17 protein-coding genes are annotated in these 20,940 nt (G+C 65.4%); 13 read left to right on the forward strand and 4 right to left on the reverse strand.

Features of this window, described 5'->3' with window-relative positions; genetic code table 11:
- Window positions 1-16 precede the first annotated feature (16 nt).
- On the forward strand, window positions 17-1,150 hold the full coding sequence (gene larC / locus APAU_RS11900) for a nickel pincer cofactor biosynthesis protein LarC (protein ID WP_006302008.1): 1,134 nt from the start codon (window positions 17-19) through the stop codon (window positions 1,148-1,150).
- A gap of 24 nt (window positions 1,151-1,174) precedes the next feature.
- Here the strand turns inward: larC and APAU_RS11905 are convergent, their stop codons facing one another.
- Window positions 1,175-1,837: a thermonuclease family protein gene (locus APAU_RS11905; RefSeq protein ID WP_198004013.1), complete on the reverse strand. Its 663-nt coding sequence runs from the start codon at window positions 1,835-1,837 to the stop codon at window positions 1,175-1,177.
- Window positions 1,838-2,798: 961 nt separating this feature from the next.
- Between APAU_RS11905 and APAU_RS11915 the strand changes: the two genes are divergently transcribed.
- From APAU_RS11915 to APAU_RS11935, 5 genes are read left to right on the forward strand one after another with little or no spacing between them, the layout of a single operon-like run.
- A complete protein-coding gene (locus APAU_RS11915; protein ID WP_006302011.1) occupies window positions 2,799-3,569 on the forward strand; it encodes a ParA family protein in 771 nt (256 codons plus the stop codon).
- Entirely contained in the window at window positions 3,548-4,414 is an 867-nt protein-coding gene (locus APAU_RS11920; RefSeq protein WP_006302012.1) for a ParB/RepB/Spo0J family partition protein, read from the forward strand. Before APAU_RS11915 ends, APAU_RS11920 begins: the two co-directional genes overlap by 22 nt.
- A 51-nt stretch (window positions 4,415-4,465) precedes the next feature.
- Entirely contained in the window at window positions 4,466-4,936 is a 471-nt protein-coding gene (locus tag APAU_RS11925; protein WP_232207739.1) for an HIT family protein, read from the forward strand.
- Entirely contained in the window at window positions 4,936-5,574 is a 639-nt protein-coding gene (locus APAU_RS13125; protein ID WP_040346263.1) for an IMPACT family protein, read from the forward strand. The genes APAU_RS11925 and APAU_RS13125 overlap by 1 nt, the downstream gene beginning before the upstream one ends.
- Before the next feature lie 23 nt (window positions 5,575-5,597).
- Complete coding sequence (locus APAU_RS11935) at window positions 5,598-7,100, forward strand: phosphoenolpyruvate carboxykinase (protein WP_006302015.1); 1,503 nt, start codon at window positions 5,598-5,600, stop codon at window positions 7,098-7,100.
- 204 nt (window positions 7,101-7,304) lie between these two features.
- Here the strand turns inward: APAU_RS11935 and APAU_RS11940 are convergent, their stop codons facing one another.
- Complete coding sequence (locus APAU_RS11940; RefSeq protein ID WP_006302016.1) at window positions 7,305-7,796, reverse strand: putative metallopeptidase; 492 nt, start codon at window positions 7,794-7,796, stop codon at window positions 7,305-7,307.
- Window positions 7,797-7,985: 189 nt separating this feature from the next.
- Here APAU_RS11940 and APAU_RS11945 point away from each other — a divergent pair, with 189 nt between their 5' ends.
- Window positions 7,986-8,567, forward strand: a complete 582-nt coding sequence (locus APAU_RS11945; protein ID WP_006302017.1) for a biotin transporter BioY — start codon at window positions 7,986-7,988, stop codon at window positions 8,565-8,567.
- A gap of 451 nt (window positions 8,568-9,018) precedes the next feature.
- Here the strand turns inward: APAU_RS11945 and ftsZ are convergent, their stop codons facing one another.
- Window positions 9,019-10,218 carry a cell division protein FtsZ gene (gene ftsZ / locus APAU_RS11950; protein ID WP_006302018.1) on the reverse strand — a complete coding sequence of 400 codons (1,200 nt, stop codon included), beginning with the start codon at window positions 10,216-10,218 and terminating at the stop codon, window positions 9,019-9,021.
- A 198-nt stretch (window positions 10,219-10,416) separates the two neighbouring features.
- On the opposite strand from ftsZ, the gene APAU_RS11955 reads away from it, so the two are divergent.
- From APAU_RS11955 to APAU_RS11970, 4 genes are all read left to right on the forward strand, one after another.
- Complete coding sequence (locus APAU_RS11955) at window positions 10,417-11,529, forward strand: AI-2E family transporter (protein ID WP_006302019.1); 1,113 nt, start codon at window positions 10,417-10,419, stop codon at window positions 11,527-11,529.
- 44 nt (window positions 11,530-11,573) lie between these two features.
- Entirely contained in the window at window positions 11,574-13,217 is a 1,644-nt protein-coding gene (locus tag APAU_RS11960; RefSeq protein WP_006302020.1) for a hypothetical protein, read from the forward strand.
- Window positions 13,218-13,398: 181 nt separating this feature from the next.
- Window positions 13,399-14,565, forward strand: a complete 1,167-nt coding sequence (locus APAU_RS11965; protein ID WP_006302021.1) for an efflux RND transporter periplasmic adaptor subunit — start codon at window positions 13,399-13,401, stop codon at window positions 14,563-14,565.
- Window positions 14,556-17,663 (forward strand): efflux RND transporter permease subunit, encoded by a 3,108-nt coding sequence (locus tag APAU_RS11970; protein WP_006302022.1) that lies wholly within the window; start codon window positions 14,556-14,558, stop codon window positions 17,661-17,663. The genes APAU_RS11965 and APAU_RS11970 overlap by 10 nt, the downstream gene beginning before the upstream one ends.
- Window positions 17,664-17,715: 52 nt before the next feature.
- Here APAU_RS11970 and APAU_RS11975 read toward each other — a convergent pair whose 3' ends face one another.
- Window positions 17,716-18,195, reverse strand: a complete 480-nt coding sequence (locus APAU_RS11975) for an Lrp/AsnC family transcriptional regulator (protein ID WP_006302023.1) — start codon at window positions 18,193-18,195, stop codon at window positions 17,716-17,718.
- A gap of 216 nt (window positions 18,196-18,411) precedes the next feature.
- Between APAU_RS11975 and APAU_RS11980 the strand changes: the two genes are divergently transcribed.
- Both APAU_RS11980 and APAU_RS11985 read left to right on the forward strand, forming a co-directional pair.
- Entirely contained in the window at window positions 18,412-19,605 is a 1,194-nt protein-coding gene (locus APAU_RS11980) for a DUF3798 domain-containing protein (RefSeq protein ID WP_006302024.1), read from the forward strand.
- A gap of 67 nt (window positions 19,606-19,672) precedes the next feature.
- The gene (locus APAU_RS11985) at window positions 19,673-20,869 is read left to right on the forward strand and encodes a DUF3798 domain-containing protein (protein ID WP_006302025.1); all 1,197 of its coding nucleotides are present in this window, start codon (window positions 19,673-19,675) and stop codon (window positions 20,867-20,869) included.
- The last annotated feature ends 71 nt before the right edge of the window (window positions 20,870-20,940 follow it).

Here is a 20,940-nt window from a genome sequence, read left to right on the forward strand (position 1 = left end):
ATCAGGAGGCCTTTTCATGATTCTGTTTCAACCCCATCTCTCCGGCGTCAGCGGCGACATGCTCCTGGGAGCCCTTCTTGGACTCGGAGCCCGAGAGGAACTCCTGCAACGGTTCACGGGATTGGAAGCTCCCGGAGTCCGGGACGTTCGCGTCCAGCTCCTCCCCCAAAACGACGGAACCCTTCCCTGCACTTCCGTCCTCGCCACCTGCGAGGAGACGGCGGCTCACCGCCACCCTGAAGAGCTGCGCCAGCTTCTCCACACCGCAGGGTTCCACACGGGAGCCTCGGCATCCGTTCTGGCTCAGGCAGAAGGCACCCTGGACATACTGGTGCAGGCGGAGGCGGAGGCGCACGGACAGGACGTCTCCCGGGTCCACCTCCACGAAGTAGGCCGCTTCGACACGATCTTCGACGTTCTGGGGTTCTTTCTGCTTCTGGAAGACCTGGGTGACCCGGAAATCCAAAGCACCCCCCCCCGAACGGGTACGGGGTTCGTCCAGATCGAGCACGGTTCTATCCCCGTCCCCGTCCCCGCCGTTCGGGCCATCGCTTCCAGGCACTCCGTTCCCCTCCAGCTGGATGGACCCGACCAGGAACTGACCACTCCCACAGGCATCGCCCTCTTGGCCTCCTGCGCTGCCTTTACCGACACCCCCGCACCTGCTGTCATACTGCATACAGGGTATGGGAGAGGGACTAGGCCCGTCTTCGGCCATCCCAACGTCCTTCCCGCCCATCTCCTGGAGGAGACGGAAAAGGGACGGCTTCTTCAAATGGAGACGGTGCTGGACGACATCACGGGGGAGGAGTTGTCCCGAGCCATCTCCCGTCTCTCCACCCTGGCCCGCGAGGTGGCCTGTCACCCCGGAACAGGGAAGAAGGGGAGGCCCCTGTGGACCCTTCGCATCCTGACCACCCCGGAGGACTTTCAACCGCTGCTCCACCTTCTCTTTTCCTCCACCCCCACACGGGGCGTGCGGTACTGGCCCGTGGGACGTCTAGCTCTTTCCCGGCGCACCCGGGTGTTCCAGGTGGAAACGCCAGAAGGCTCTCGCCCCATTCGCTGGAAGATCTCTAGAAGGGGCTTTCATGTCCTCTCCAAACCCGAATCGGACGATCTGTCCATGCCCTTTGACCCCTACGTCTGATTGTGGGCACTCCGGAGGAGGCCGCTACGGGACCGACGGACCCTCCCACCTTTGCCCCGGATCCACCCAGCGCATCCGCCAGCCTTGGGAACCTCCTGCGAGGTTCCCAAGGAGGACCAGTCGATCTCCCCTCCGGAGATCGAGCCTCCCCAGGACGTTGGGGTACGTGTCGATTCGGATTCGTCCCTTCTGTCCCCAGATACGAACCCCCTTCCCTTTGCGGTTCACCTTCTTCACGTCCAGGGCCAGCAGGATCCAACGCCCCCTCAACGTTTCCGCCTCGGACCAGGCCTGCTCCTCACTGTAGCGTCGCTTTCCCTGCCCCACGAGGCCCCAGATCCCCCGGGCCTCCCTGCGGGCAAGGTCGCAGGCGCGGCGAATCTGATCGCTTCTCTTTCTGTTTTTCCCCACTTCCAGATACAGACACAACCCGGAGCGGGCCATCCGCTCGTTCACCAGAATCCAGCCACTCTTATCCTGAAACCACACGTAAGCAAGCAACCGGCCATAGGCATCCCGCTGTTCCACGTCGTATTCCAAATAGACGGCCCTTCCACCCACCAGGCTCTGGTTCAATCTACGAGCCTGCCCTCCCAGTTCCTCCTCCCCCCTCTGAGGGTGGTGCACCTCCGGGGAATCCACGAGGAGGTAGCGCACCATCTCCGTCCTCCCGTTCTTCGTCCTCACCCTCACGGTGTCTCCATCCGCCACGCTCTCCACGAATACGGGTTGCGCAGAAACCGGCCCTCCCTCATCGGCCAGGGCAGAAACGGGGATACGACAGAGGGCTACCCCAAGGAGGAGGGCTAAGGCAATTCCACAAGGAAGCCGCTTCATACGTCCGTGCCGTGGACACACAACTCATAACCCGGGAAGTCCACCGCATGCCCCCCCTTCAAGACCCAGTCCTTCAGCCCGCCCCAATCGGCCCAATGCCCCCCTACCCAGTGCGTGATGCCCCAGGTCCTGTAAAGCCCGACCAAGGGAGGGACAGGCTCCGGCCCCAGGATGACTTCTTCGAAGTCCTGCAACACCCCTTCCCCCAGCGCATGAGGCATGCTCTGGAGTGATTCGGGGGTCAGCCAGATCTGGCGCCCCTCATTCCGCAAAAAGGCCCCTACCCAAGCGGGGACATCGTCATCCCGTTCCTTTCTCTTGACCAAAGAACAGGCAACCGAAAGATGGCTCCGCAGGAGAGGGGACAGCTCTTCAGAGCGTCCCACCACCATGGCCGAAGAACCCTCCCGAGACTCGAGGAACTGCTCCAAAGGCATGCCCGAGCCGCACCACTCGCACCCACACTCCAGAGCTGCAAGCGACACGGCAAACCGCGCCGGCTCCTCCAGGCCAATGCCGCGAACCAACTCTCGGAGGTCTACAGAACCCAGGAGTTCCCGCATCCACTTCCGGTTTTGCGTCTTTCGTCGTTCCGGGATCCACCCACACCCGGAACGCCCACTGGTCGACTCCACCAATGCTTGGTAGCGACCCACCCAGAAAACCCCCATAGGATCCATCTCGCTTCGTTTCCACGAACTCAGGATCTCTTCACTCCATAGGATTGGAAACACCCCCTTGTTCCACTATAATCTCCCTAGTTTCACGTGAAACCCTCGGGTATTTCCCGGGGAATAAGAGGAGGGATTCGATGCCCGTCTTTGCCTTCGCAAACCAAAAAGGGGGAGTGGGGAAGACATCGTCTTGTGTCAACATCTCCGCCGCTCTTGCGCTCGCAGGCCACAAGGTACTCCTGGCGGATATGGACCCCCAGGGGAATGCCACCTCAGGATTGGGGGTCGACCGAGGGACACTCAGCTCCAGTATATATGATCTCTTACTGGATGCAGTGGACGTGGATTCCGTATGTTGCCCCACCCCTATTGAAGGCCTGGACCTCCTCCCTGCAACCATTGATCTGGCGGGGGCGGAGATTGAACTTACCTCGGCCATCAGCAGAGAGACGCGTCTGCGTCGATCCAGAGACTTCTTTTCCCGATACGACCACGTCATGATCGACTGCCCACCCTCCTTAGGGCTCTTGACCCTGAATTCCCTCGTGGCGGCAGACTACTACATGGTTCCCATCCAATGCGAGTATTATGCCCTCGAGGGGCTCTCCCAGCTCCTCAAAACCATCGAACTGGTGCAACAGTACCTGAACAAGGATCTGCAACTCTTCGGGATCCTCCTGACCATGTACGATGGTCGCACTCGCCTCTCCAGAGATGTGGTCGACCAAGTCAAGGAGCGTTTCCCCAAGGAAATGTTCGAGACCCTGATTCCCCGAAACGTGCGGGTCAGCGAATCTCCCAGCTACGGGATGCCCGTGGTGACCTACGACCCCACAAGCCAAGGAGCGCAAGCCTACACGACACTAACCAAGGAGGTCATCAAGAGATGGCAAGAGCTGCAGGACTAGGGAAGGGTCTCGCCTCCCTCATTCCCACGGAAACAGAACAGGCCGTATCGGCGCCCCAGACGGTACCCTGCTCCGACCTGACGCCCAATCCCTTCCAGCCCAGGCAGACCATGGACGACGGCTCCCTGGAAAGCCTCGCCCAGTCTATCCGCACACACGGGGTCTTACAACCGCTGCTTGTACGCCAATCGACCGGAGGCTACGAGATCGTAGCCGGAGAACGTCGCTGGAGGGCGGCCACCATGGCCGGCATCGCAGAGGTGCCGGTGCGCATCGTTGACTTTGACGACCGCACCATGCGAGAGGTGGCCTTGGTAGAAAACCTCCAACGCGAGGATCTCCCTGCCCTCGACATTGCGGAAAGCCTCAATGAGCTGGTACTCCAGTTCTCCATGACCCACGATGCCCTGGCGGAACGTCTTGGCTGGAGTCGCTCCGCCGTGACTAACAAGCTCCGCCTTCTTCAACTTCCCACTGCGGTACGCCAACTGCTCTCTGCGGGCGACCTGACGGAAGGACACGGGAGGGCACTATTGGGGCTCCAGGATCTTTCTCGCATGGAGGACATGGCCCAGGAGGCGGTAGAAAGAGGATGGAACGTGCGCCAACTGGAAGACGCCGTGCGCCGCTCCAACGCACCACAGACAGGGAACGCCCCGAAGGCCAAACGAGGTGGAATCTCCACCCTGCCCTATGGCTTTGCGGAGGAGCATCAGATCGAGATTGCCTTCTCCGGAAAACCGGAGCAGCTCTCGCTGCATCTCCGGAACCTGACGCAATCTGAGGCTCATCGCATCCTGTCTCTTGTGGATCAGAACAAGGGCCTCATATTCCCCGGGAAATAGTTTCACGTGAAACCTATGCCGGACAAGCAGATCCTCTTCGCGCCCTGGAGAATGGCCTACATCGAGAACTCGGAAAAGGAAGAATCGCCCTGCTTTCTGTGCCGTCTGGACCCTGCCCAGCCCTTGGCCGAGTCCCTTTTGATCCACAAGGACGAGCGTACCTTGCTCCTTCTGAATCGTTATCCCTATAACCCGGGGCACCTTCTGGTCGCCCCGGTCAGGCATGTGGCCCTCATGGGGGATTTGAGTCCCGAAGAGGCGATGGATCTATGGAAGCTTCAATGCAAAGCCGTGACTCTGCTCGAGAAGGCAATGTCGCCGCAGGGGTTCAACTTAGGCATCAACTTGGGGAAGGTGGCGGGAGCGGGGCTTCCGGGTCATCTGCATATCCACATTGTGCCGCGTTGGAATGGGGATTGCAATTTCATGCCCGTTCTGGGGGAAACCAAAGTGATCCCTCAGTCCCTGGAGGAGACCTGTCGGGCCCTCCGAACCTGTTGGGAGGAATCCTCTTCTTGGTGATGAGGGCGCCCTCGGCGCGGGTAATCCGAGAGCAGACCATTCGGCGATCCCGATTCGTTGGGATCGTGTGCCCCTTTTCCTTCCAGATGGATATCAAGGGACTAGTCCGCGAGCTAGAGGAAGCCTACCCGCGGGCAAATCATTACTGTTGGGCCTGGCGGATTTCTCACCCTCGAGAGGATGGGAACGCCTCCGACGCCGGGGAACCGTCGGGCACCGCGGGCAGACCGATCCAGCACGCTCTGGCGGGATCCGGGCTGACCCAGGCGGCGGTGGTGGTGGTCCGATACTTCGGGGGCATCAAGCTGGGTGTGCGCGGCTTGATCGAAGCCTACGGAGGCACCGCTGCCCTGGCGCTTGAGGGGGTGGAGCCGGAGCTTCTGGAAGTATGCGGACTCCTTCACTTGGAGCTTCCCTATGATCGTGCGGACGTCTTTCGGCACTGGTGGACCAAACAGGGCTACTCCCCGGAAGTCCTCCTTTGGGAATATTCGGAAAGCATCACTCTCCAGGCCCCTTTGCCGGTGACGGACTATACTGCATGGGAGGCCTTTCGGGAAACCCTCGCCCCCCATGGATCGCTGACGTGGTCCCTGGGGGAGGAACGGCTTCGGCGAACCCCCCGCATGGACGGATAACCCAAAGAGAGGATGAGGCGAAGATGATGCTTCAGGACGAGGACAACCTCCAGGATCTGCTTCGGAAACCCGTTTGTCGCAGTCTGCTCCGAGATCTGACGGACGAGGAACTTCGCGCCTTGGCACAGCATGAGGCGGTTCCGAACCAACAGGGGGCCTCCCTGTACGTGACCCGCATCCGCTCCCGAAGCGCCGCCTTTACGGAAACCCATTACGAGCTGAACGAGGATACTCTTTCCCTGCTCCAGCAGGTCTGGGGGTACCTACGCTGGCAGCAGATGATCCGCGTCTCCTGCCGCATCGGCTCACCCCAGGTGGCTCCCCTACAGGCCAACCTTTACGTGACACGAAGGTACGCTCGTCTTGCCCAGATGTTCGGGGCCAACTTCTTCCCCGAGGCGGACGACGACTACGCCGACATCACCACGGTGGTGGTCCCGGAGTGGCACCAGCGGAAGATCCTGGTCTTCCCGCGGGCAAAGGTGACCTACATCCTGGGGAGCGACTACTACGGTGAGACGAAGATGGCCACCCTTCGCATGGCCATGCACGTGGCCAGAGAGGAGATGCGTGGCCTGGGGCTCCACGCGGGAAGCAAACTGGTGCGGATCCAACAGGGTGACCAGTTGGTGGAGAAGGGGCTTTTGGTCTTCGGTCTCTCCGGAACGGGAAAGACCACCATCACCACCGACGATTTTCACCTGGAGCCCCCGGAGGGGGTGGAAGTGCTTCAGGACGACATCAACTTCCTCCTCCCCGACGGGAAGAGCCTGGGGACGGAGCGCAACTTCTACATCAAAACGGACAACGTCTCCAAACAGCCCCCCCTCCTGGCTGCCGCCACAGACCCCCAGGCCATCCTGGAGAACGTCTGGGTGAACGATGACGGGGAGGTCAACTTCGACAACCACGCCATCAGCACCAACGGGCGGGCCGTGGTTCCCCGATCCGCCATCCCCAACACCTCCGGGCGGATCGACCTGAGTCGGGTGGATGTGATGTTCTTCAACATGCGCCGCTACGACATCCCCCCCGTGGGGCGGCTGGTCAGTCCGGAGCAGGCGGCGGCGTTCTTCATGCTGGGGGAGTCCACCATCACCAGCGCGGACGACCCTTCCCGGGTGGGACAGGCCAAGAGGGTCGTGGGCTTCGACCCCTTCGTGGTGGACAACCCCCACCGGAACGGGAACCGAATCCTTCAGATCCTTCGGGAAAACCCCCACATCCGATGCTACGTCCTGAGCACGGGGCGGGTAGGAGGCAAGGACGGAGCCAACATCACCCCCCAGGTCACCTTCGCCTGCATCGAGGGCATCCTTCGGGACACCCTGAAGTGGACCTACGACGACGTGTTGGGATACGAGGTTCCCGAAGCCCTTCCCCTTCCCGATCCGGAGCAATACCAGCCCAGGACACACCTTACACAAGAAGAGTATGTAGCCACCATCACTGCGCTCCGTAAGGAACGAAAGACCCATCTGGAGAAGTTCTCTGGACTGGCTCCGGAGATTCTGGCGGCCCTTTAGACCCGGTTTTCTCTCCGTGGGAGCCCGTTGATCAGGATAGAGCAACCTCTTCCTTCTCTTTTTCGCTGCTTGACCAGGGGGCTTTTCTGGCTGGTTGAGAAGAACAGACGAAAACAGGCCTTTCTTGAAACAACGGAGAGGGGGCGACGTCCTCGCGACGTCGCCCCCTCTCTCCTTTTCTGCCCCTTTCGCTACCTCCCTCTTCTATTCCGGAGGCAGCGGTTGCTCGTAGGCGGACCCCATGAGCTTCCTCCAGTCCACATCGTCCCCCAGCAGGTTCGGGCAGGTGGCCTCGGGATAGAACCAGTGCCGCCCCAACCCCATGAGGACGTTGTACCACTCGTGCACGTCCGGGGGTGCCACGTTCCCCTCCCGTCCGATCTGGCGAAGCTCGCGATAGACCAGGGCGACCATCTGGTTTTCGTCCAGGCAGGCGGTGGTCTTCTCGAAAAACTCCATGATGTAGGTAAAATCCATGGCCCCCAGCTGGTAGAGGATCTCCTGCCATTTGGGAGGAACCTTGCTCGTCCGGGCCAGGATCACCCGTTTCTTGCTCCCCACGGACTTCCGGTTGAGGAGGAAGAGGATGTGGTCCACCTCGATGTGCCTCAGTTCCTCGTATTTCTGGATGAGTTTCTCCGCGATGGGCTTGATACGACTGGAACAGATCTCGTAGGTCCCTTCCAAGGGCTCCATCCTTTCATCCCCCTTTGCGTGGAAAAGTATAGCATCCCCATCCCCTTGAGCCCCCATGGTCAGCTTTGGTCTAGCCCTTGGTGCATTTTCCGGGCCTCCCAAAGCCCTTCCTAGACCTGTTTTGATAGGATCTGTTCGCATGTCAAGGCATGAGTTATACTCGGTTGACATCACAAGGAGGTGCATGCCTTGTTCCTTCGACCCCGCGTGGCTGTCCTGGCCGCGCTGTTTGCCGCCCTGACGGCGGTGGGCGCCCAGATCCGCATTCCCTTTCCCCTCGTCCCCCTGACCCTCCAGACGCCCTTCGTCCTGGCGGCAGGGCTCGTCCTGGGCCCCCGTGGAGGCATGTGGGCCATGGGGCTTTATCTCCTCATGGGACTGTTCGGCCTCCCGGTCTTCGCGGGAGCGGGAGGTCCCCAGGTGGTGCTGCTGCCCACCTTCGGCTTCCTTCTGGGCTTCGTGGGGGCCGCCGGGGCGGCGGGATGGGTGGCTCGATGGGATGCCCCGGACCTTTCCCCGGGGCATCGGTTTCGGCTCCACCTCCTGGCCTGCCTCTGCGGGACGGGGGTGCTCTACGCCCTGGGGCTGACGGGACTTTGGGCGAACCTGCATTGGGTGGCGGGAAAGGACGTATCTTGGACCGCGGTCCTGGAGATGGGGCTCTTCCCCTTCCTGCTGGGGGATGGGGTGAAGATTCTGGGCACGTCGGTTCTGGTCTCCCTCTCCCTGCAACGGGTTCCGGGGTTGCTCTCGGGAAGGGCACCGGGCTAGTCCCTGCGCCACGTGAAACAATACCCATAGGCCGTTTAGGAAACCCCGAGGGAGGGAGCCAGTTGGCTCCCCCCCTCGTTTTTTACCCCCCTTCCCTCCTGGTGCCCCCTTGTCCCTCCTGCTGCCCTTCAGCCCCCTGCCCCCCTCTCCGGGTGTTCTCGTCCCCTTCACACCGAGACCTTCCGATTCCTGGTCTCTGTGGGAAGAGTGGAACACGCCTTGAGCGACGGGGAGCGCGCAGAGACCCCCGTTAGGAGTGGCGAAAGGGGATGCGAGGGGAGCGGGAGCGTCAAAACCCAGGCTTTGGAGAGAACGAAGAGGTTGATCTTTACTAACCTATTTTCTCTCCTGGCTCCCCCCTTATCCTCCCGGGATCCTCAAGACGACGAGAGGGCGGCCCCGAAGGGCCGCCCTCTCGTCGTCCGACCTTGTAAGGATGAGGCTTTGGGCGTTACTCCCGGCGTCGCCACACCGAGGGGGTGTCCAAGCCCGTGGTGGGAGTCTGAAGGAAGAGGCCGTCCTCCTCCGCCCCCTCCCGGGGAGCCTCCGCCTCGGGACGTTCCGGAGCCTTGGGGCCTCGGGCCGAGGCGGACTGAAGGTGCAGCCCCGGGGTCTCCCGTTCCCGACGGGCAGGGGAGGTGCCGGGCTCGAAGCCCGTGGCGATGACCACCATCTGCACAGAACCCTCCATGGCAGCATCGGGGACGTAGCCCCAGACGAAGTTGGCGTCCTCGTCCAGGTGCTCCCGAAGGAGTTCCGCCGCCTCGTAGACCTCGTGGATCCCCAAATCCATGCCGCCGGTGACGTTGAGGAGCACTCCCTTGGCCCGGCGCATGGGGGTTTCCATGAGGGGGCTCTCCAGCGCCTTCTGGACCGCCTCCTTGGCCCGGTTCTCTCCCTTGCCCACGCCGATGCCCATGACCGCCGCTCCGGCGTTGGACATGACGGTGCGTAGGTCCGCGAAGTCCACGTTCACCAGGCCGGGGCGCACCACCAGATCCGTGACGCCCTGGACGGCCTGGCGCAGCACGTCGTCCGCCAGGCGGAAGGAGTCCTGCAGGGGCATGTTGCGATCCGCCATCTCCAGGAGCTTGTCGTTGGGCACCACGATGAGGGCGTCCACGGACTCCCGAAGCTGGTCGATGCCCTCCTGGGCCTGGCGGCAGCGTTTCTTGCCCTCGAAACCGAAGGGACGGGTCACCACCGCCACGGAGAGGATCCCCATCTCCTTGGCCATCTGGGCGATCACCGGCAGGGCCCCGGTACCGGTGCCCCCGCCCATGCCCGCGGTGAGGTAGACCATGTCGGAACCCTTCAGGGCCTGGCGGATCTCCTCCCGGGACTCCAGGGCGGCATCCCGTCCCACCTCCGGGCAGGCGCCGGCCCCCAGGCCGCGGGTGAGCTTCGCCCCCAGGACCACCTTCCAGTCCGAGGAGGATTGGTCCAGGCTGCCCAGGTCCGTGTTGGCGGCGATGTAGTCCACCCCCTGCACGCCGCTGCGGATGATGTGGTTGAGGGCATTGTTCCCCCCTCCGCCGACGCCGATGACCTTGATGACCTCCCGGCGGCATTCGTCGCGCTCCAGCCTGATGGTTCCCTGGTCCTGGACGCGCTCGTCCCCGGGAATCACGCTGAGCAGGTGATTTGGCATCCTTTTTCCTCCTTCTCTGGCATCTCCTCTCCGCCTCTTGGGACCTGGATGATCGGGAAGTAAGGAATGGGTCTTCGGGAGGAGGGAGGGAGGTCTCTGGTATTATAAACTGGTTTAACCCTTTGCCGTTATCATAGCCACCGGGCGCTCCCATCGTCAAGACGCCCGAGCCCGATTTCCCAGAGGAGGCCTCTGTCCGTGAGCCCGAACCTTCCTCCCGACGCATCCCCCAAGAACCCCGCCGTCCCCACCCTGCCCTTTCTCCTGTTCTTGGGCATCCTGGGGCTCGGGGCCCTGGAGGTGACCCGCCCCCTGGTGCGCCCCCTGGCCTGGGGGGCCGTGGCGGCCTTCCTGACCCACCCTCTCTTCGCCGCCCTGAACCGGCGCACCCGGGGGCACTGTCCCGGCCTGTGCGCCACCCTCACCCTCCTGGCCGCCCTGTGCTTCGTCCTGGCCCCGGTGTCCTACCTGGTGACCTTCCTGGGGCAGGAGACCTCCGCCCTGGTTGCGGCCATCGCCCGGTTCAACGCCCAGATCCAGGGAGGAACCCCGGAGCTGTGGTTCTCCAAGCTGCCCCCCCGGATCCAGGAGACCCTGGGCCCCCTGCTTCAGGACCGACGCCTCTGGGGGGAGCTGGTCCAGAAGGCGGGGCTCTGGGTGGGGGGGCTGGTGGCGGCGGGATCCTCGGGGCTCCTCCAGGGCACCGCCACCTTCCTCTACGAGGCCTCCTTGGCCCTGGTGTCCACCTTCTTCCTGGTGCGGGACGGGGCCTCCATGGTGGCCTACCTGGGGTCCGCCCTCCCCCTGCCGGGGGAGCAGAAGCGGGCCTTTCTGGAGCGCAGCCGGGACCTGCTCCGGTCGGTGCTCTTCGGGGTGCTGCTCACCGTGGCCCTCCAGGCGGTGCTGGGGGGGCTGGGGTGGTGGGTCGCGGGGCTGCCTAACCCGGTGTTCTCCGGGTTCCTCATGTTCCTCTTCGGCATGGTGCCGTTGGTGGGCACCGCCCTGATCTGGGTCCCCGGGGGGGTCTACCTGCTGATCGCCGGACACATCAAGGCGGGGGTCCTGCTGCTCCTCTGGGGAGCCTTGGTGGTGGGGTCGGTGGACCAGTTCCTCCGCCCCCTGTTCATCTCCGGCCGGGGGGGCGCCCCCACCTTCCTGGTGCTGTTGGGAATCCTGGGGGGGCTTTCCGCCTGGGGCTTTCTGGGGATCTTCCTGGGCCCCCTGGCGCTGGCGCTGTTCCTGGTGGTGTTCGACACCTACCGCCGCCAGTGGGCGACGGAGGATGCCCCCGAGGGGACCCTTCCCTTCTGAAGGGACTCCCCGACCCGGGCCGGAGGGCCGAAAGGAGAGCGATCATGGGTAGACCGCGACGCGGCGGCGGGATGCGGGGGTGGGCCCTGGGGGTGACCCTCCTTCTGGGTTTGGCGGGCTCCGCGCCGGGGGCGACGATCCATCTGTCCGTCCCCTCGGAGGGGGAAACGGTCCTGGCGCCCCTGCGGGATTTCTACGTCCTGGGCTCCTTCGACCGGCAGGGAAAGACCCCGGAACAGGAACCCCTTTCCCTCCGGGCGGACCTGTTCCGGGAGGGAGAGGTCGCACCCCTGCGCACCCTGTGGGCCTCCGTGGACGCCACGGGCCTCACCCCCCGGGAGGCTCTCCGGGTGGACTACCTGAGGGACCTGGCCGCCCGAAGGCTGGGGAACCTCTACGCCGATTCCGACGCCCCGGTGCTCCGGTGCCCCCCGCCGGACATCCGCTGGGACCCCGGCGTCCCCGGAAGCCTGGAGGACCCCCGACTCAAGGGCGTGGTGGGGGAGCGGGCCTTCGCCTTCCTCTTCCAGGGAGGAGTCACCGGGGACTTCGACACCGCCTACCGCCGGGTCTACTCCCGGGACCTGGAGGCGGGGGCCTACCGCCTGGTGGTGCAAGCCCTGGACCGGACCGGGGCTGTCGCGGCCGCGGCGGAGCGCCGCCTTCTCCTGGAGACGGTTCCGGACAAGGTGCTGTCCCGGTTCAGCCCCCCGGCGCACCTGGAGGCGGTGACCGCCTTCGCCGCCCCTCGAGGCTACCGGGTGTACCGGGACCCCTTCCCGGGATACTGGGACTGCGGCTCTCCCGGCTCCCCCCCGGCCCTCCGGGAGGAGGCGACGTACTTCGCGGAGATCCTGCCCCGCTGGCGGGCCAACGACGCCCTGGAGTACCGGGGAGGGCGGGTCCACGGGGTGATTTACAACATCAGCCCGAACTGCGCGACCCAGAACGTGGAGATCGGCAGCCTGGCCGCGGCGGGACGCCTGGAGACCGCCCTGATCCCCTACCGGTACGACATCGGAGAACCCGCGGTGAGCTATGACCGGGGGGACGGGGTCCCGGCCCTGCGGGTGGGGGTCCTGGTACCCTTCGCCCCGGGGGATCGGCTGGCTCTGGCCCGAGCGGAGATCCGAGGGGACGGCATCACCCCCCTCCCGGAATCCGACGGGGTCTGCTCCCCCGACGACGGGGCGAAGCGGGTGGACTGGGGGGTGGCCGACGGGGTTTCCCTGCGGCCCCGGCAGCTTTTGAGCCTCTTCGGGGTGGTGACGCCCCTGCAGCCGGCCCCGAAGGACGTGACCCTCTCCGCCGACGCCTCCTACCGGGTGGACAACCGGATCGCGACGCTGCGGGTGGGGGTCTTCGACGGCCCCCGGGAGGTGCTCTCCCGGGACCTGGAGATCCGCCTCCTCCGGTTCGTGGAGGGACGGGCCCTGACCTCCCTCTACGAGTTCCGCAAGGACCTCTGCCTCCCCGACTCCCTGGACGGGAGGGTCCTGACGGTGCGCCTCTCCGCCCTGGACGCCCGGGGGACCCCCGTTTCCGGCACGGAGGAGGTCTTTCCCCTCCGTGTGGGGGGCGCAGGGGCAACCGGCGGATGCAGCACCGGCGGCACCGGGGGGATCCTGGGGCTGGCCCTCCTGGTGGCCCTGATCCCGGGGTCTCTGCGGCACCGGAGCCGCCCCTAGGCCCTCCCTCTCGCAAGGAAGAACCCGGCGGATCCCCGGGTTCTTCCTTTTCCGCCCCTCCCCCGTTGCCCTCCCGGCCCGAAGCCAGTAGGGTATTCTGGCACGTTTCCCACAGACTTTCCCGGCTCGGCGCGGCCGATGAGGCTCGGTCGCCGAAACGGTCATCGGAGGAGGAAACCCCATGGTGTCGCTCATGAAGAGAACGAAGGGGAAGGCCCGGATGCTGCTGTGGATCGGCCTGATCGTGGCGGGCATCGGCCTGGTGGCCTACCGGATCGCCTTCCCCAAGCCGGAGCCCCGAACCCCCTCGGTGGCGGCCATCCGGGCGGAGAAGGGCCTGCCCGTGCGGGTACGCACCGTGACCTCCGGCACCTGGGAGCTGCGGCGCAGCTACTACGGCCAGGTGGCCGCCTCGGCCACCCAGGAGGTGACGGCGGTGCTTCGGGAACGCATCCTCCGGGTTCTGGTGGAGGAGGGGCAACGGGTCCGGGCGGGACAGCCCCTGCTGGTTCTGGAGTCCACGGAGCAGGCGGCCAACCTGGGGGCCGACCGGGCGGCGGTGGAGGAGGCCCGTAGGGATTACCGCCGGGCGAAGGTCCTCTTCCAGGAGGGGGGGCTTTCCCGGGCGGACGTGGACAAGGCCTACGTGCGCCTCCGGGCGGAGGAGGCCAAGCTGGCGGCCTCCCGGTCCACCCTGGGTCAGACCACGGTGCGCGCCGCCGTGGACGGGGTGGTGGCGGTGCGGGACGCGGAGCCCGGAGAGGTGGCGGAACCGGGGAAGCTGCTCCTGTCCGTCCTGGACCCCTCCCGCCTGGAGGCCCAGATCCCCCTGCCCTCCTCGGAGCTGGGACAGGTGCGTCCGGGCACGGAGGTGGCCTTCTCCCTGGAGGGTCGCACCCTGAACGGACGGGTCAAGCGGGTGAACCCCAAGGCGGACCCCGCCACGGGGCTGTTCACCGCCGTGGTGGCCCTGCCTCCGGACCGGGGGGTGCGGCCGGGGGTCTTCCTGGAGGGGCAGTTCCTCATCCGCCGGAAGGAAGGGGTCATCGCCCTGCCCTCCACGGTGTTCCTCCGGGAGGGGGACCAGATGGCGGTGTACCTGGTCTCCGGGGACCGGGCGGTGCGCCGACCCGTGAAGGTGGGGGAGGGGCAGGGAGATACCCTGGAGGTGCTCTCCGGCCTCGCCCCGGGGGATGCGGTGGTGGAGGAGGGGGTGGGCACCCTGAGCGACGGGGCGAAGCTCTGGATCCAGGACCCCGCTTCCCGGGACCGGACGCCCTCCCCGGCGACCTCTCCTGAACCCCGATCCTCCCGTCCCGCAGAGGGAGAGGGCGCCCCATGGGCCTGATCCGCTTCTGCGTCCGCCGCCCCGTCTTCACCTGGGTGACGGTGCTATTGGCCTGCTTCCTGGGGGTCTACAGCTATTTCAAGCTGGGGGTGGCCCTGTACCCCAAGGTGGACATCCCCGTGGTGGTGGTCTACGCCGCCTACCGGGGGGCCAGCCCCGGAGAGATCGAACAGCTGGTGGCCAAGCCCCTGGAGGACGCGGTCTCCAAGGTGGAGGGCGTCAAGAAGATCGAGAGCTACTCCCTGGAGGGGTTCTGCTACGTGGTGGCGGAGCTGTTCTACGAGGTGGACCTGAACCAGGCCACCCTGGACGTGTCCAACAAGGTCAAGGAGACCCGGGAGAAGCTCCCCAAGGACGCCGACGAGCCCACGGTGGAGAAGGTGGACATCAACGCAGACTCCTTCATGAAGGTGGTCTTCACCTCCCCCCTCCCCCCCAAGCAAGCCCGGGACATCCTGGACGACCAGGTGGTGCGGCAGCTCACCCGGGTGACGGGGGTGGCGGAGGTAGACCTGGCGGGGGGACAGGAGCGGGAGATCCACCTCCTCCTGGACCCCCGGGCGCTGAAGAGCTACGGCGTCTCCATCCAGCGCGTCGCCGCCCTCATCGCCGCCAACAACGTCACCAACCCCTCGGGGTACATCGCCCAGGGGGACCGGGAGATCACCCTCCGCTTCAAGGGAGAGGCCCCGGCGGTGCAGGCCCTGGGGGAGATCCGGGTGCCCCTGCAAAACGGCGCTTCCGTGCGCCTCTCCGCTCTGGGGCGCATCGAGGACGGCATCAAGGACGTGCGGCGCCTCACCCGGTACGACGGGGAAGACGCCTTCCTGATCTACGTGAAGGCCCGACCCAACGCCAACGTGGTGAACGTGGGGCGGGACGTGCGCAAGGCCCTGGACCGGATCCTCCCCACCCTTCCGGGAGGGTTCAAGATGGACGTGGCCTTCGACGACTCGGAGTTCATCCGGGATGCGGTGAAGAACGTCCTGCGGGACATGGTGGTGGGGACCCTCCTCACGGGGCTGGTGCTCTATCTCTTCCTGCGCCGCCTCTCCGCCACCCTGGTGGTGGCCCTGGCCATGCCCGCCGCCGTCCTGGCCACCTTCGTCCCCATGGTGGGGCAGGGCTTCACCCTCAACGTCATGAGCACCCTGGGGCTGGCCATCACCATGGGGGTGCTGGTGAACAACTCCATCCTGGTGCTGGAGAACGTCTACCGCTACCGGGACCTGGGGTACGAACCCCTGGACGCGGCGGAGAAGGGCACCGGAGAGATCGCCATCTCCGTGCTGGCCACCACCGCCACGAACCTGGGGGTGTTCCTGCCCGTGGCCTTCGTCCCCGGGGTGGCGGGACAGTTCCTGGAACAGTACGCCCTGACCATCGTCTACTCCACGGTCTTCTCCCTCTGGGTTTCCCTCACCGTCACCCCCATGGTGGCGGCCCGCATCATGGGAGCGAAGGAACCCTCCAGGGTCAGCCGCTTCCTCTGCGGCTGGTGGACCTGGCTGTACCAGGGCTTCGAGGACCTGCACCACGTCCTCATCACCCGAACCGTGCTGCACCCCTGGAAGACGGTGCTCTTCTTCCTGGCCCTCACGGGGGGGTGCTTCGCCCTGGCCTCCCGGATCGGCACGGAGTTCCTTCCCCGGGCGGACGACGGCACCGTGACCCTCCAGATGGAGCTGCCCGCGGAAAGCTCCCTGGCCCGCACGGACCGGCTGGTGCGGGTGGCGGAGGAGCACGCCCGCCAGCTTCCCCACGTGCGCCACGTCACCGCCGTGACGGGCAGCACCGGGAGCCGTTCGGGCACCCACATGGGGAAGGTGGAACTCGCCCTGGACAAGGACAAGACCGCCCGCCCCAGCTCCTTCCGCATCGCCTCGGACCTGCGGCCCTTCGCCGCCTCTCTCCCCGACGCCACGGTAAGCGTCCAGGCGGCCCGGGCGGACTTCCACAGCGGCAAACCCCTGAAGATCGTGGTGGCGGGGGAGGACACGGGCACCCTGCTTCGGGTGGCGGAGCAGGTGAAGGAGATCATGCGGGACGTCCCCGGGGTGGTGGACGTGGACCTGGACTGGAAGCTGGGCCGTCCGGAGCTGCGCCTGGATCCCCTCCGCTGGCGCCTGGGACAGCTGGACCTGGACGTGGCGTCCCTCTCCGAGGCCGTGCGGGGCTACATCACCGGACTCAAGGCGGGGACCTACCGGGAGGGGGGCCTGGAATACGACATCCTGGCCAAACTGGACCCGGGGAAGACGGAGAGCATCTTCCAGACCCCGGAGCTGCCCATCCTCACCCCCTCGGGGATGGTGCCCCTGAAGGAGCTGGCCACCTTCTCCACCGAGGCGGGACCCACCCGGGTGGTCCGCAAGGACCGGCTGCGCACCGTGACGGTGGAGGGAGACGTGGTGGGCCGCTCCGTGGGGGAGGCCTTCGGGGACATCCAGAAGGGCATCGCGGACATCCCCCTGCCCCCGGGCTACCGCTTCCTCTTCGAAGGGGAGGCGGAGGACATGAGGGAGACCTTCACCGACATGGGCATCGCCTTCGCCCTGGCGGTGGCCATCACCTTCCTCATGATCGCCGCCATCCTGGAGTCCTGGGCCTTCGCGGCCATCATCATGCTCACCGTGCCCCTCTCCGCCATCGGGGTCATCCCCGCCCTGGTGATGACGGACACCACCATGTCCCTCTACGGCCTCATGGGCATGGTCATGCTGGTGGGGCTGGTGGTGAACAACGCCATCGTGGTGATCGACTACGCGGAGGTGCTCCGCAAGGGGGGCATGACCCCCTCCAAGGCCATCGTGGAGGCCTGCGGGGTGCGGCTTCGGTCCATCGTCATGGCCGACGCCACCTCCATCATCGCCATGATCCCCCTGGCCATCGGCTCCGGGGACGGGGGGGAGATGCGGGCTCCCATGGCCATCGTGGCCATCGGCGGCCTGGTGGCGGGGGGTACCCTGGCGCTCTTCGCCATCCCCCCGGTGTACAAGCTCTACTGGGCCGTGCGGATCCGCCTGGCCCGCCGGCGGCAGCGGGGACTCCGGGGCCTGCGCACCCGGGAGGACGTGCTGAAGGACCGGTTCGTGTAGCCCCCTTCGGACCCGCCGGGGCCTCCGCTTCCTCCCGAGGCCCCGGCGGCCTTCACTCCCCCTCCGTCCCCGCGTGCACCACCCCCACCGGGGGAAGCTGGGGGAACTCCTTGTAGAGCACCAGATGGGTCTTGGTGAGACCGATCTTCTCCAGCACCCGGATCACCTCCTCCAGGCGCTTGCGGCTGCACACCGCCACCTCCACCAGGTAGTCCATCTCCCCGGTGACCACCCAATACTGGATCACCTCGGGCACCCGGGCCTGCACGTCGTTGATCAGGGATCGATCCTTGGCCCCGTGGATCTCCACGAGGATGTGCACGGGACAGCCGATCTTGTCGTAGTCCAGCTTGGCCTCGTACCCCCGGATGATCCCCTCCTCCTCCATGCGCTGCACCCGCTCCGCCACCGCGGGCACGGAAAGGCTCACCCGCTCCCCGATCTCCTTGAGGGGCATCCGGGCATCCTTCACCAGGTGCCCCAGGATCTTCCTCCCCGTCGCGTCCAGCAGGTTCAGCTTCTTCCTCGGCATGACCTTCCCTCCCCGGGATCCCTGTCTTTCCATTGCGAATTTCGGCGAAAGGCACAATATACCGAAAAAAGGCTCCCTTTGCCCCCGCAAAGGAAGAAGCAAGTCCTTCTTCCCCCGGGGCTTCGTTGTTACAGTAGGGTAGCCCTGGGTTTGTACATTATAGCCATCACATACGGACGAGGTCGGCGCGCGCCTCGGTCGGGGAGGACGAAGTTCATGAATGGGAAGGGATTCCACAGGATCCTTGCTGGTGCGGCATTGTCTTTGCTTTTGGTCTGTCCCGCCTTCGGGGCGGCGAAGTTCCACATCGGGGTCATGACCCCCACGGTGTCCCAGGCGGAGGACAACGTGCGGGGGGCGGAGACCCTCATGGCCAAGTACGGCAACGCGGACAAGGGCGGCATGATCAAGCACATCACCCACCCGGACAACTTCATGTCCGAGATGGAGACGGTGATCTCCCAGATCGTGGGCCTGGCGGACGACCCCCTCATGAAGGTCATCGTGGTGAACCAGGCCATCCCGGGCACCACCGAGGCCTTCCGGCGGGTGAAGGAGAAGCGTAAGGACATCCTCTGCATCGCCGGGGAACCCCACGAGGACCCGGGGGTCATCGACTCCGCGGCGGATGTGGCGGTGAACGTGGACAACATCGCCCGGGGCTACCTGATCATCGCCGCGGCCAAGAAACTGGGGGCAGACACCTTCGTGCACATCTCCTTCCCCCGGCACATGAGCTACGAGCTTCTCTCCCGGCGGCGGAACATCATGGAGGTGGCCTGCAAGGACCTGGGGATGAAGTTCGTCTTCGAGACCGCCCCGGACCCCACCAGCGACGTGGGCGTGGCGGGAGCGCAGCAGTTCATCCTGGAGAAGGTCCCCGCGTGGCTCCAGAAGTACGGCAAGAAGTCCGCCTTCTTCTGCACCAACGACGCCCAGGCGGAGCCCCTGATCAAGCAGGTGGCGGCCCTGGGGGGCTACTTCGTGGAGGCGGACTTGCCCTCCCCCCTGAGCTACGCCGGAGCCCTGAGCCTGGATCTGTCCAAGGAAAAGGGCAACTGGACGGCCATCCTGAAGAAGGTGGAACAGGCGGTGATCAAGGCGGGGGGCAAGGGCCGCCTGGGCACCTGGGTGTACAGCAACGGCTACGTCACCACCGCCGCCCTGGCGGAGTTCGGCAAGCTGGTGGCGGAGAAGAAGGCCAAGGTCCACGACTTCAAGACCCTCATGGCCTGCCTGAACCGGTACTCCCCCGGGGGCTCCTGGAGCGGCAACCCCTACGTGGACCTGGGCACGGGGGTCAAGCAGAAGAACCACTTCCTCATCTACCAGGACACCTACATCTTCGGCCGGGGCTACCTGGGCATGACCAAGGTGAAGGTGCCGGAGAAGTACTTCCAGATCCGCTGACGTCACGCCCCGACGCATGTCGGGAACAGTCCTGCGGGGACAACCCCCGCAAAGGAGGGCAAACCAGATGGGCTCGAAGGCGATCCATCGGATCCTGGTAGGCGCAGCGCTCTGCTGCCTCTTCGCGTGCCCCGCCCTGGGGGCGGCGAAGTTCCACATCGGCGTGGTCACGGGGACGGTGTCCCAGTCGGAAGACGACCTCCGGGGGGCGGAGCGGCTCATCAAGGAGTACGGCGACGTGAGCAAGGGCGGCATGATCAAGCACCTCACCTATCCGGACAACTTCATGTCCGAGATGGAGACCTCCATCTCCCAGATCGTGGGCCTGGCGGACGACCCCCTCATGAAGGTCATCGTGGTGAACCAGGCCATCCCGGGGACCACCGAGGCCTTCCGACGGGTGAAGGAGAAGCGCAAGGACATCCTCTGCTTCTCCGGGGAACCCCACGAGGACCCCAACGTCATCGATTCCATCTCCGACCTCTCCTGCGGCTCCGACACCATCACCCGGGGCTACCTGATCGTGGCGGCGGCCAAGAAGCTGGGGGCAGACACCCTGGTGCACATCTCCTTCCCCCGGCACATGAGCTACGAGATGCTCTCCCGGCGGCGCAACATCATGGAGGTGGCCTGCAAGGACCTGGGGCTGAAGTTCGTCTTCGAGACCGCCCCGGACCCCACCAGCGACGTGGGCGTGGCGGGGGCGCAGCAGTTCATCCTGGAAAAGGTCCCCGCGTGGCTTGCCAAGTACGGCAAGAAGGCGGCGTTCTTCTGCACCAACGACGCCCAGACGGAGCCCCTGCTGAAGCAGGTGGCCGCCCACGGAGGCTTCTTCGTGGAGGCGGACCTGCCTTCTCCCCTCATGGGCTACCCCGGGGCCTTCGGCATCGACCTCTCCAAGGAGAAGGGCAACTGGCCCGCCATCCTGAAGAAGGTGGAGGGCGCGGTGGTCAAGGCAGGGGGCAAGGGCCGCATGGGCACCTGGGCCTACAGCTTCGGCTTCGCCAACTCCGCCGCCCTGGCGGAGTTCGGCAAGCGCATCGTGGAGAAGAAGACCAAGCTGGGGGACTTCAAGACCCTCATGGAGTGCTTCGCCAAGTACACTCCCGGCGCCCGGTGGAACGGGGGCTACTACACCGACCTGAGCACCGGAACGAAGCGTAAGAACCACGTGCTCATCTATCAGGACACCTACATCCTGGGCCGGGGTTACCTGGACATGACCAAGGTCCAGGTCCCGGAGAAGTACTTCAAGATCCGTTGATCCGCCTTCGGGGGGAGGGGCGGCGCGTCCCTCCCCTCTCCGCTCTTGCCCTCCCGAGGGCGAGGCGGGTC

Source organism: Aminomonas paucivorans DSM 12260, from assembly GCF_000165795.1.
GTDB classification, from domain to species: Bacteria; Synergistota; Synergistia; order Synergistales; family Synergistaceae; genus Aminomonas; species Aminomonas paucivorans.

Bases quoted from the DNA above. Each gene is read 5' to 3' on its own strand.
- APAU_RS11970 (WP_006302022.1), top strand. From the start codon at position 14,556: ATGGGCCTGATCCGCTTCTGCGTCCGCCGCCCCGTCTTCACCTGGGTG.
- APAU_RS13125 (WP_040346263.1), top strand. From the start codon at position 4,936: ATGAGGGCGCCCTCGGCGCGGGTAATCCGAGAGCAGACCATTCGGCGA.
- APAU_RS11960 (WP_006302020.1), top strand. From the start codon at position 11,574: ATGGGTAGACCGCGACGCGGCGGCGGGATGCGGGGGTGGGCCCTGGGG.
- ftsZ (WP_006302018.1), bottom strand. From the start codon at position 10,218: ATGCCAAATCACCTGCTCAGCGTGATTCCCGGGGACGAGCGCGTCCAG.
- APAU_RS11925 (WP_232207739.1), top strand. From the start codon at position 4,466: ATGGCCTACATCGAGAACTCGGAAAAGGAAGAATCGCCCTGCTTTCTG.
- APAU_RS11940 (WP_006302016.1), bottom strand. From the start codon at position 7,796: ATGGAGCCCTTGGAAGGGACCTACGAGATCTGTTCCAGTCGTATCAAG.
- APAU_RS11965 (WP_006302021.1), top strand. From the start codon at position 13,399: ATGGTGTCGCTCATGAAGAGAACGAAGGGGAAGGCCCGGATGCTGCTG.
- larC (WP_006302008.1), top strand. From the start codon at position 17: ATGATTCTGTTTCAACCCCATCTCTCCGGCGTCAGCGGCGACATGCTC.
- APAU_RS11980 (WP_006302024.1), top strand. From the start codon at position 18,412: ATGAATGGGAAGGGATTCCACAGGATCCTTGCTGGTGCGGCATTGTCT.
- APAU_RS11985 (WP_006302025.1), top strand. From the start codon at position 19,673: ATGGGCTCGAAGGCGATCCATCGGATCCTGGTAGGCGCAGCGCTCTGC.
- APAU_RS11920 (WP_006302012.1), top strand. From the start codon at position 3,548: ATGGCAAGAGCTGCAGGACTAGGGAAGGGTCTCGCCTCCCTCATTCCC.
- APAU_RS11915 (WP_006302011.1), top strand. From the start codon at position 2,799: ATGCCCGTCTTTGCCTTCGCAAACCAAAAAGGGGGAGTGGGGAAGACA.
- APAU_RS11935 (WP_006302015.1), top strand. From the start codon at position 5,598: ATGATGCTTCAGGACGAGGACAACCTCCAGGATCTGCTTCGGAAACCC.
- APAU_RS11975 (WP_006302023.1), bottom strand. From the start codon at position 18,195: ATGCCGAGGAAGAAGCTGAACCTGCTGGACGCGACGGGGAGGAAGATC.